Here is a 10,689-nt window from a genome sequence, read left to right as displayed (position 1 = left end):
ATCGACAGCACGATCCGGACCTTCTCCTCCGCCGGCAGCACCGGTGGTTTCGGCATGAACGATCAGACTCCTCACGTGATCAGACCCGCAAGCAACGGGCCCTGCCACAAAGTCTGACGCGCGACATTCGCGTCCGGCATCCCGACCAGGTCCACGTGCTCCCAGGCGAGCGGGCGCAGCTATGAGGTGCGGGTTCGCTTGATGACGATGCCGCCTGTCCTGTGTTGTCGAACCTTGATCATTGCCAGCGAACCTTGATGAACATTAGGTTGTGTCACCGAAGTTGGAGTGGCACGATGTGCTGGGTCGTCAGGGGTGGCAGTGGGGGAGCTCGCGGGAGCATGCGCAAACCCGGGCCTTGTGGCCTTTGACCTGGGATTCTTCGAAGACGGCGTACAGGTAAGGCGGCCTTTCGCCTCTCGCTGGGGTGTCCGTTTCGAGCTGGTGGCGCCCGTGCGGCCGTTCCGCTGGCCGGCGGGAAGCGCCTCGCGGGCTGCGGCACGACCACTGAGCACACCGGGTCGAGTCGTGACTGGAGCGGGACCAGGCTGATCCTCCTCGACGCTGACCCGCAGATGCAGGGATCTCATCGCAGCCGTTCTGGCTGCCCTGGCACGACGGCCGCCGCAGGCGCCGCCACGCGCCCGCCTACTTCCTACGCCCCGCGGACGGGCGGGCTCGCGGCCGCCGCCCACGCACCGGCCGCACGCACAAGACCACCGAGAGGATCCGCTGATGAACCCGTTCCAAGGTGAGCTGGAAGAAGCAGGCCGCCGCACTCGTAGCCCTCGGCGGATTCTTTGCACTGTCGCTGTGGCTCGGTGACGAGTTGTGGGATCTGGCCGCGTACTGGCCGGCGACCGGCATCGGATTCGGCGCCACCGTCGGCGCACTGCTCCCGATCACGTTCACGGCCACCAAACGCTCCCTCCGCCGGGTCAACTCGGCCAGCAGCACGCGCTCGACCAAATGGACCATGGCCGGCATCGCGTGCGCGGCCGTGAGCGTGGTGATCGCCATGGCCGCCTCTCGCGCGATCCCCGGAAGGAAGAGCGCCTCGGACCCCTGCCTCAACGAGTGGGAGCCATGCTGGGTGAACCACCTCTATCCGGGGGCCTTCTTTGTGACACTCGGCAGCTTGGCCGCGACGGTGGCCATCATGACCTGGCTGCCGAGCTGGATGTCCAAGCTGCGCGCCCGGTTCCGCCGGTAGCCGCCGAGGCCGGCGGAGTGGGGACGGGATGTCCGGAACCGCCGGGAGAGCGCACGGTCTTCCCTGCGAATCTGGGGATCCCCGACAGCGTCGACTCTGAGAGCGCCAACGAGCTACCGCTCAAACTTCGGTGTCTAAACCGCCCCGTCATGCCGCTGGTTCACAGGACCGCTTCGCTTCAGACTGCTGGGATGGTGTTCATGAGTGAGGCGTTCAGTTGGCCCGACGGCTTGGCGGTGGCTGCTACCAGGATCGGCCGTCGCTGCAATCGGTACGAGGAATCCGTGATCTTCTACCGCGACGTGGTCGGACTGCCGCTGGTGTACCTCGGCGAGACCGGTCCGGACGGCTTCGGCGTCGCCATCTTCGGCCTGCCGGGAACGCAGACCACTTTCGAGTTGGTAGAGGGACTCGAGCCGGTGCCGGTCGACCGGCATGAAGAGCTGGTGCTGTACTTCTCGGGTGAGCCCGCACGCGATGTCGTAGCAGCCCGGATCGCCGAAGCCGGCTACGAGCCGGCTCGGCAGTACCGGTACTGGGACCTCAACGACGCCATTACCTTCCTCGATCCGGATGGACGCGAACTCGTCCTTGCGCCCTGGGTGTTCGGGGAGGAACCCCCGCCGATGCGGAAGCGATCGGCGCCACCTGCCACCTGACGGGTACCCGCCGGCACACTCCGATGTTGGAAATAGCAAGCGGTCTGAAGTGTGCCGACCCGATGGCAATACGTTGGGCGAGCGCGACTCACGACCATGGTTCTGCGTTGGGGTGGAAGACGCGGTCCATGAGCCACTCCCGCCGGGCGGCACCCGGCACGTCACCTACCGAGCCGTTCATCTAGTACGCCAACCTCCGTGACCTTGCAGGTCAGAAGGTGGCCAGAAAAATACTGGGGGTCAGCTCGCCACGCTCGTCGCGTGCGCGAGCCGGTAGCGCGACGGTGAGATTCCGTAGTGCCGGACGAAGGCCTGGCGGAGGGCTTCGGCTGTGCCGAACCCGCATCGCTGGGCGATGAGCGCCACAGTCAGCGTCGAGACGGACAGCAGGCGGGCGGCTGCTTCGGTTCGGGTACGACGTACGAAGCGTCCCGGTGACATACCGGCGTGAGCCTGGAACAGCCGACTGAGCTGGCGCTCGCTGACGCTGAACCGGTGCGCGAGGGTGGCGCTGTCGAGGGGCTCGTCGACGTGAGTGGTGACGAACTCCACGACGTCGCGGACCAGTTGGTGGGCAGGCGCTGTGTGAGCGACGAACATGCTCACCTGGGCCTGATTGCCGGGACGGTGCAGGTAGGTCACCATGCTGCGGGCGACGGCGCGGGCCAGGCTGTCGCCGTGGTCCTCGGCGATGAAGGACAGGGTGAGGTCGAGGGCGCTGGTCACACCGGCGGAGGTGGCGATGTTGCCCTCGCGGATGTAGATCGGGTCAGGGTCCACGGTGACGGCGGGGTAGTGACGCGCGAGTCGTGCGGCATAGGCCCAGTGGGTGGTGGCTCGTCGTCCGTCGAGCAGGCCCGTCGCGGCGAGCACGGTGGCCCCGGTGCACACCGAGGCAACGCGCGTGCTGGTGCCCGCGAGCCGGCGGACATGGGCGACCAGCGCCGGGTTCGCGGCGGCGTCCTCGTGTCCGTCGCCACCGGAGACCACGAGAGTGTCCATCGTCCCGGTGGCGCGCTGCAGTGACCCGGCGGGGCGCAGCACCAAGCCGGCGTCACACGTGATGGCCCGTCCTGCGGGGGTCACCAGCTCGACGTCGTAGAGCCGGCGCCCGACGATCCGGTTGGCGCCGGCGAAGGTGGAGGTGACGCAGGCGATATCGAGCACCTGAGCGCCGTCGTAGCCGACGACCACTACGCGTCGTGTCTTCACGGCCTCGACCCTAGCCGCTGAACGCACCCCGACGCCCGTGTCTTGTCTGCCGGGTATCCCAAGTTTTCTGCCAAATCCGGCGTACACAGGTGCGCCTCCCCGCGCAGCTCATGAGTCTCGTGGCATGAACAGACACTTCTGGCGCCACTACCTCGAGATGGTCGCCGCGATGTTCGTCGCCATGATGGTCCTTGAGCCGCTGCGCATGGTCGTGGTCGGTGCCCTGGGCTGGTCTGGGGCGTTCGACCGTGTGGAACCGCTTGCCCTGGCCATGGCCACCGAGATGTCGGCCGGGATGATCGCCTGGATGCGTTTCCGTGGCCACGACTGGGCGCCGACGCTGCAGATGTGCGCGGCCATGTTCGTACCGTTCCTGGTGCTGCTCGTGCCCCATTGGGCGGGCGCGCTCAGCGCCGATGCGGTGATGGTCGGCGGACACGTGCTCATGCTGCCGGCCATGGCACTGGTGATGGTGCGCCGTCCGCAGGAGTACACGAAGCCCAGGGCCCACGCGGCCCACAGCGGGAAGGCGCACAGGTGACCAGTCCGGACAACAGCGCCGCCGAGCCGCGATTCTCCGGCCGGCCCTGCCCGCGAGGGTCCTGACGTTGACGCGGCGCGCGACGAGGAAGCCGTCCGGGCCGCATCACCTGCCGTCCGGTACTGGGGCGGGGCAGCCCCGGGAGGGCGGGACGGCTGCAGATTCGGTAACGGTCGGCCCGGTCGACTGCGCTGTGTTACGCGGATGGCGACAGCGAGCGTTGCTGACGCAGGAGCAGTTGGCCGGCCGAGCGGGTTTGAGCGCCCGCACCGTGCGCAGACTCGAAGGCGGCGTCTCGGGGCGGCCTCGTGTCACCTCGGTGCGGTTGCTGGCCGAGGCGCTGAATCTGGACGCGGAAGAACAGGCGGTCCCTGACTGCCACCGGCCCGGCCTCCGGCGACGCGGAACCGCGGAAACGGGCTCAGGCGTCGCCATGACACGGCAGATGCCGAGCGACGTGAGGTTCGTGGGACGTGAACGTGAACTGGCCGTCGTCGAAGCCGGATCGGGGACGCCGGCCCTCACCGTCGACGGGATGCCCGGCATCGGCAAGACCGCGCTGGCCATCCGTGCGGCACACCGCATGGCTCCGCAGTTCCATGACGGGGTCCTCTCCCCCGACTTGCACGGCTACACGCGGGACAGGACGCACCCCAAGCCCACCTGTCGAGTCCCAGATGATGCCCGACGTTCTGATCCCAGGTGATGCTTGACGGCTGCTTGTCGAACGTCGTGGGGTGAGTCGGCACGCGGTAATCCGTGGTCGCTCCTGAGGCCACGACCTCGTGAGACAGAGTCGGTGTTTGTAAGCACTTGTTCTGGCCCTGCCGTACCAGGTTCTTTTGGCTCCGAAGGGCGTTCGACTGCCGGGCCGGTGGGGGCTGGTGCACAGACGGCCACCTGCGAAAAGAGGCCGTCAGTGGCCCGGGTGCCCTGTCGACTGCGGGTTCGAGGGTGGGGCCAACAGACCTCGGAACCCTGGTCCCAACGGAGGTGCTTACAGACACCCTTGACGCGCTGCTGGCGCCATACGTGCAGCAGCGAGGAGTACAGGCCCTCCCGCCGCAGCAGGGCGCCCTTGCCTTGCTTGTCGAGCGTCTCGTACTCGGCGAGGATCCTGGCCTTGTACTCCGCGCTGTAGCGGCGCGGGCCGATGGAACGGGGTTCTACCTGCGGATCAGGGGTCCCGTGGTCGTTGGTGCTGGCCACCTGGGGCACTACTCCTTCTCCGCCCTCGACCCAATGAATCAGCCAGTATGCCTGACTCGATCAAGACTGACAGAGAGGGTTGCGTCCGGCGCACCCGCACCCCACCAACCTCACGCAGCGTGACTGACGAGCCCACCCGTCACCACCGCACCCCCACTAAATTCGAAGACCCGATAACCTATTCCTGAAGATTCTTGAGGAGTGGATATGGAGAGTTCGAGCAGCAAGGCGGACCTGTACGAGCAGTTTGCGCGAGTGGGCAAGGCCTTCGGCAGTGGCAAGCGACTGGAGCTGTTGGACCTCCTCGCTCAAGGCGAGCGGACCGTGGAGTCGTTGGCGCGCACAGCCGGCCTCGGTCTGACCACAGCCTCAGCACACCTCCAGTCCCTCAAGCGGGCCGGGATCGTCGCGACGCGACGGGAAGGCACCCGCGTCTACTACCGGATCTCCGGCGAGGATGTGGCGAACCTCTTCCGCTCGATCTGCAGGGTGGCCGAGACGCACATCGCAGAGGCCGAACGGGTGCGCATCGCGTACCTGGGGACGGACGCGGAGCCGATCGACCGCGATGAACTCATGACGCGTGTCAAGGAGGGCAGCGTCATCGTGCTGGACGTGCGCGTGCCCGAGGAGTACATGGCCGGTCACATCCCCGGCGCGCTGAACATCCCCCTGGAAAGCCTGGCCGAGCGGCTCGCTGCGCTTCCCTCCGATCGAGAGATCGTGGCGTATTGCCGGGGCAGCTATTGCGTCCTTGCGCACGACGCGGTCCGCCTGCTCCGGCAACACGGGCGCACAGCGCGCCGGATGGCCGACGGCATGCTCGAATGGCGGCTGGACGGCATGCCCGTGACCACCGAAGCGGCTTGACGGTCGGCCGCTGCCAAGAGCGTCATGTGCCGTGCGGCGGCGCGGCGCCGGGCCGGACTGCGTGTGCTGTCCGGCCCGCTCGGCACGAACTCGCCACGGCCGTAAGCAAGTCCGCCATTCCGGATGGTGCTCAGCTCATGGCTGAGCCCGACCGAGCACACAATCGCCCGGCGCTCCCCCACCGGGCTTGCCGTCAGTAAGCTCGCTCGATTACGGCATCGGCGAAGAAAGCCAGTCGCTCGCGGCTGGGGGACGGGGGGAGAAGCAGAACTGCGTTCTTGGCTTCCTCGGCGTAACTCCGGGCCAGCGCAGTTGCAGCGTCCACCGCGCCGGTTTCGCTGGTGATGGCGATCAGCCGGCGCAATCCCTGCGCTGGGTCGAGCGCGGTGAACAGGGCTTCGGTGAGCTGTTCCCGCTGCTCCGGTGTTGCGGACTCGTAGGCGAGGATGACGGGAAGTGTCAGGCGGCCGTTCTGGACGTCGCTGGTGTCGGGCTTCCCAGTGACCTCGCTTTCGCTGAGGTAGGCCAGTAGGTCGTCATGGATCTGGAAGGCCGTACCGATGCTTTCCCCGTAGCAGCCGAGCGCCTGGATCTGGACGGGGGTGCCGCCGCCGAGTATCGCACCGCTGGCGCACACCCCGCGGAAGAGGGAGGCCGTCTTGAGCCTGGCAACCTGCAGATACGTGCCGACATCGAAACAACGGCTGGCGGTGAACTCGGCCTCGAGCGACTGGCCGCGGCACAGCTCGATTCCCGCTTTCGCGACCGCCTCAAGGGCAGCGACGACGCGCCTGTCGGACACGCCGTTGCGTCTGCATTCGGCGAGCGAGGCGAACAGGTCGAATATGAGCGCGTCACCCGCGACGATGGCCTCGCCGAGGCCGTACTTGCTCTGTACTGACGGCCGACCGCGGCGCACATCGTCCTGGTCGATGATGTCGTCGTGGATCAGGCTGGCGACATGGCCGCATTCTGCTCCGGCCGCGGCCGGAAGCACGGCGGCGGCGTCGCCGCCGACCGCCTGGGCGGAATCCAGCAGCAGCAAGGGACGGAAGAGCTTCCCCGTGGGCACCAGGGAGTAGTAGCAGACTGAATCGAGCGTCCCGGCGCCCGTGGCCCATCGGTTCTCGAGCTCGTCGGCGACCAGGGAAGTGAACGATTCAATCCCGTCGATGAGTAACAGCCCATCGTGAACGGACATGCAAACCTCGCTTCGTTGAAGCCGAGGGGTTGACGCAGAGCCGAGCTCGCCATCCCCCGAAACTCCCGTCATCCACAGAACCATGGAGTTATAGAAACCCGTATGTTACGTGCTGATGCTCCGAGTGCAAGAGGTGTCGCACGCGGTCGCGGCGGATCGCGCGAGACGGCGGCCGGCCCGACGATCTCGGGAGTGAGCTGAGTACTACGCCGGGCCGACGACAGTGATGGCGCCTGGGGCTCCCGTCCCGACCTCGCCGATGAGCGCGGCGGGCAGCCCTTGACCTCGAAGGGTGCCCAGAAGTGCGGCCACGCCTGCCTCCGGGACGGCCATGAGCAGGCCGCCGGATGTCTGGGCATCGAACATGAGCGTCTTGATGGACTCCGGCACGTCGGCATGGACCTCGACCTCGCCCGCCAGCCGAGCCATGTTCGCGCGGGTGCCACCGGAGACGAAGCCCTTGTCGACGAGTTCCGCAGCCCCGGGGAGCAGTGGCACGCTGCCGGCCAGGACGGTTGCCGTGAGACCGCTTGCCTTCAGCATGCGGTGCAGGTGGCCGAGCAGGCTGAAACCCGTCACGTCTGTCGCCGCTCGTACGCCTGCCGTGAGACCGGCCTCGCTCGCACCTGCGTTCAGGAGCGTCATGGAGTCCACCGCGAACTGCACGGTCTCATCGTCGGCGGCGTCGTTCTTCAGTGCCGTCGTGATCACGCCCGTTCCGAGCGCCTTGGTCAGGATGAGCCGGTCCCCGGCGGCGAGCTTGTCGATCGCGAACAGGCGGTCGGGGTGCGCGAGTCCGACCACCGCCATGCCGTACTTGGGGACCGGGTCGTCGATGGTGTGCCCGCCGACCACCGGGCAGTTCGCTTCGGCCGCCACCTCGGCGCCACCGCGCAGGACCTCGCCCAGCAACTCGATCGGCAGGCCCTCGCCTGGCCAGGCGGCGAGATTCACCGCGATGAGGGGCCGGCCACCCATCGCGTAGACATCCGAGAGGGCGTTGGCCGCAGCAACTCGGCCCCAGTTGCGCGCGTCGTCGACGATCGGTGTGAAGAAGTCCGTGGTGAGAACGAGGGCCCGCTCGTCGTCCAGGCGCAGCACGGCCGCATCGTCGCCCTCCATCGCACCGATGAGCAGGTCGCCGGAGGCTGTCGGTAGGCCGGGGCCCAGGCTGGTGAAGAGTGTTTCGAGCTTCGCCATTGGCAGCTTGCACGCGCAGCCCGCGCCGGGCGACATGGACGTGAGCCGAGGGAGACTGCCGACCGCATCGCTCATACCTTCTCCAAACTTCCATAGAATTTTGGTTGGTTCGGGAAGCGTAGCGGCCCCAGTGCAACAGCGGAAGAGTCGAGTGGAGCCCGGTGTTGTCGGCGTGCGTTCAGGTCGTGGAGTCTTGCTGCGTCGCGGGATCGCTGTCGGACACGGCCGCCCCGATGACGCCCAACACCTCGGAGAACACGGCCAGATCGGGCCCCGGCACCTCGGCGAAGACCTGCTCCGCCCACTTCCGGCGCTCGTCGTCCATCGCCAGGACCACAGCTTTCCCCTGCTCGGTCAGGCTGACTACGGAGGCCCGCCTGTCGGTGGGATGCGGCCCGCGGCAAACCCACCCGTCCGCCTCAAGGGCGTCGACGAGTCCGGTCACGTGCCGGGGTGTTACGCGAAGGGCAGCACTGAGTTCACGTTGCATGGCAGGGCCCGCTCGGCGCAATCTCATGAGCAGGCTCGCCTGGATGCGCCTGAATCCGCGCTCCGTGATGCCGGCCTCCATGATCTCGGCCAAGCGGGCTGAGAGCGCCAGCAGGCAGTCGAGGGCGTCGGCGCGATCGACCGCACCCTTGGCCCCACATACATTGTGTAGTGAATTCATCATGTCCTAGGATCCTGTCCTGGTCGCATGCTAGTGCGTTGTCCGTGATGGTGTGCCGGGTTTGGCTGTGCCGATCTCGGTTTCGGAGCAGGCGCTGGTCGATGGCCCCTGTTTCGGGAGGAGTTCTGTCATGGCCAAGCCGGTACGGGCACGTCGGCTCACTGATGAGGAAGGCCGGAGGCTGCTGCGGATCGTGCGGCGGGGCCGGCACAACACAGTCAAGGTGCGGCACGCGATGATGGTCCTGGCATCGGCCTCGGGGAACACGAACGAGGCCATCGCGCGCCTGGTCGCCGCGGATCCCGACACCGTCCGCGACGTCATTCACGCCTTCAACGAGCGGGGTCTGGAGTGCTTGGATCCGCGCTGGGCGGGCGGGGCGCCGCGGCGGATCACCGCCGGCGTACATCGTCCAGGTGGCCACCGCCCGACCGAAGACGCTGGGCCGGCCGTTCACCCACTGGAGCCCGCGCAAGCTGGCCGACTACCTCTGCCACCCGCCCGCGGGGGCCCGCCGGGTGCCGCGTTCCCTACGTCGACCGGCAGTCGGCATGCTACAGTCCTCCAATCTTCTCAGGAATAGTGCCAATTCGACTTCCGCAGTGACTGTGCGCCCGTGGAGGAAACGATGAGCAGCACGGCAGAGCAGATGACCTTCCCCAGGCCGCTCGGCCCCGATGGGCTCCCTGACCCGCTGCTTCTGGAAGTCGTGCGCGAGCGTCCGGTGCTGCGCGTAATAGGGCCTGGAGGCGGCGCGGCCTGGCTCGTCGCGGGTGAGAAGGAAGTGCGCGAGGTACTCAACGAGCCCTTACGCTTCACGAGCCGGCCTGACCCCACCGTGGATGACAAACGGGCAAGGGACGGCGTGCCGATGGTCGGCATGGATCCTCCAGAGCACACCCGTATCCGGCGTCTCGCCTCAAAGGTGTTCACGGCCCGGCGAATCCAGGCCATGGTGCCGGACATCAAGGAACTGGTCGGCTCGCTGATGGACGACATGGAAGCGGCGGAGCAGCCGGCCGACCTCGTCTCCACATTGGCGTTACCGCTCCCAATGAACGTCATCTTCCGCGTGCTTGGCGGCATACCCGACGAGGACCGCGATGACCTGCGCCGCTGGTCCCAGGTGTTCATCTCGCTCGGGAGCAGCACCGCCGAAGAGATCGAGACGGCAATGGTGGAGTTCCAGGAGCGGCTCAGGCGCCTGGTCGTAGACCGGCGCCAGAACCTCGGGGACGACCTCCTCTCGGATTTGATCCGGGCCCGCGACGGCCGCGACGCCCTCAGCGAGGAGGAGCTGATCGCCACCACCGGCCTCATCATCGTGGCCGGCCACGAGACCACGGCCAAGACGCTCACGCGCGGCGTCATGGTCCTCACCAAGTCGGACCTTTGGTCGCGCATCGCCGCGGGCGCCCTTCCGGTTGGCCAGGTGGTCGAAGAGACCCTGCGCCACCAGCCGCCCATCGATACGTGCATATGGCGTACGGCCAAGAATGACACCGAGCTCGCCGGGGAGCACATCAAGGCCGGGGAGCAGGTGCTCGTCAGCCTCAACCTGGCCAACCTGGATCCGACGGCCAGGCAGAATCCGCTCGAGTTCGTCCCGACGCGCCGGGACGCGGGGCACATGACGTTCGGTCACGGCCCGCACTTCTGCCTGGGTGCGGCGCTCGCCCGCGCGGAGCTGGCGGTGGCACTCCAGGGCCTGTCCGAGCGGTTCCTCCGGCTGCAGGTGGCGGTTCCGCATGCCGAGCTCGAGTGGACTGCCGGTTCCATGCTCAATGCGCCTGTCGCCCTGCCGGTCACATGGTGAGCGATGGCCGGGCGGACCGCCCCGCGCCCGCAAAGACGGCGGACGTGGACGCGGAGCGGTTCCAGGTGGTCGAAGAGACCCTGCGCCACCAGCCGCCC

At 67.5% G+C, this 10,689-nt stretch carries 11 protein-coding genes and 1 pseudogene; 8 read left to right on the top strand and 4 right to left on the bottom strand.

The window, feature by feature from the left end:
* Window positions 1–751 precede the first annotated feature (751 nt).
* Together ACRDP3_RS11395 and ACRDP3_RS11390 are read left to right on the top strand one after the other, a co-directional pair.
* Window positions 752–1,213 (top strand): hypothetical protein, encoded by a 462-nt coding sequence (locus tag ACRDP3_RS11395; protein WP_431516768.1) that lies wholly within the window; start codon window positions 752–754, stop codon window positions 1,211–1,213.
* A gap of 200 nt (window positions 1,214–1,413) precedes the next feature.
* Window positions 1,414–1,872: a VOC family protein gene (locus ACRDP3_RS11390; RefSeq protein ID WP_431516767.1), complete on the top strand. Its 459-nt coding sequence runs from the start codon at window positions 1,414–1,416 to the stop codon at window positions 1,870–1,872.
* A gap of 240 nt (window positions 1,873–2,112) precedes the next feature.
* Here the strand turns inward: ACRDP3_RS11390 and ACRDP3_RS11385 are convergent, their stop codons facing one another.
* Window positions 2,113–3,084 (bottom strand): GlxA family transcriptional regulator, encoded by a 972-nt coding sequence (locus tag ACRDP3_RS11385; protein ID WP_431516766.1) that lies wholly within the window; start codon window positions 3,082–3,084, stop codon window positions 2,113–2,115.
* Window positions 3,085–3,208: 124 nt separating this feature from the next.
* Between ACRDP3_RS11385 and ACRDP3_RS11380 the strand changes: the two genes are divergently transcribed.
* From ACRDP3_RS11380 to ACRDP3_RS11365, 4 genes and pseudogenes are all read left to right on the top strand, one after another.
* Window positions 3,209–3,625: a hypothetical protein gene (locus ACRDP3_RS11380; RefSeq protein ID WP_431516765.1), complete on the top strand. Its 417-nt coding sequence runs from the start codon at window positions 3,209–3,211 to the stop codon at window positions 3,623–3,625.
* Window positions 3,626–3,818: 193 nt separating this feature from the next.
* A pseudogene (locus tag ACRDP3_RS11375) lies at window positions 3,819–3,977 on the top strand (helix-turn-helix domain-containing protein); the annotation flags it as partial.
* A gap of 93 nt (window positions 3,978–4,070) precedes the next feature.
* Window positions 4,071–4,331, top strand: a complete 261-nt coding sequence (locus tag ACRDP3_RS11370; protein ID WP_431516770.1) for a hypothetical protein — start codon at window positions 4,071–4,073, stop codon at window positions 4,329–4,331.
* Between the two features lie 758 nt (window positions 4,332–5,089).
* Window positions 5,090–5,704, top strand: coding sequence for an ArsR/SmtB family transcription factor (locus ACRDP3_RS11365; RefSeq protein ID WP_431516764.1), 615 nt, complete (start codon window positions 5,090–5,092; stop codon window positions 5,702–5,704).
* Between the two features lie 193 nt (window positions 5,705–5,897).
* On the opposite strand, the gene ACRDP3_RS11360 is transcribed toward ACRDP3_RS11365, so the two are convergent.
* From ACRDP3_RS11360 to ACRDP3_RS11350, 3 genes are all read right to left on the bottom strand, one after another.
* A complete protein-coding gene (locus ACRDP3_RS11360) occupies window positions 5,898–6,905 on the bottom strand; it encodes a polyprenyl synthetase family protein (RefSeq protein ID WP_431516763.1) in 1,008 nt (335 codons plus the stop codon).
* A gap of 204 nt (window positions 6,906–7,109) precedes the next feature.
* Complete coding sequence (gene selD, locus ACRDP3_RS11355) at window positions 7,110–8,180, bottom strand: selenide, water dikinase SelD (protein WP_431516762.1); 1,071 nt, start codon at window positions 8,178–8,180, stop codon at window positions 7,110–7,112.
* A 103-nt stretch (window positions 8,181–8,283) separates the two neighbouring features.
* Window positions 8,284–8,676, bottom strand: coding sequence for a MarR family winged helix-turn-helix transcriptional regulator (locus ACRDP3_RS11350; protein WP_431516769.1), 393 nt, complete (start codon window positions 8,674–8,676; stop codon window positions 8,284–8,286).
* Window positions 8,677–8,905: 229 nt separating this feature from the next.
* On the opposite strand from ACRDP3_RS11350, the gene ACRDP3_RS11345 reads away from it, so the two are divergent.
* Complete coding sequence (locus tag ACRDP3_RS11345; protein ID WP_431516761.1) at window positions 8,906–9,358, top strand: helix-turn-helix domain-containing protein; 453 nt, start codon at window positions 8,906–8,908, stop codon at window positions 9,356–9,358.
* A gap of 45 nt (window positions 9,359–9,403) precedes the next feature.
* The gene (locus ACRDP3_RS11340) at window positions 9,404–10,591 is read left to right on the top strand and encodes a cytochrome P450 (protein ID WP_431516760.1); all 1,188 of its coding nucleotides are present in this window, start codon (window positions 9,404–9,406) and stop codon (window positions 10,589–10,591) included.
* Window positions 10,592–10,689 lie beyond the last annotated feature (98 nt).

Origin of the sequence: Streptomyces sp., assembly GCF_050698815.1 — a bacterium.
In the GTDB taxonomy this organism is placed as follows: domain Bacteria; phylum Actinomycetota; class Actinomycetes; order Streptomycetales; family Streptomycetaceae; genus Streptomyces.
This window is presented reverse-complemented; position numbering and strand designations above follow the sequence as displayed.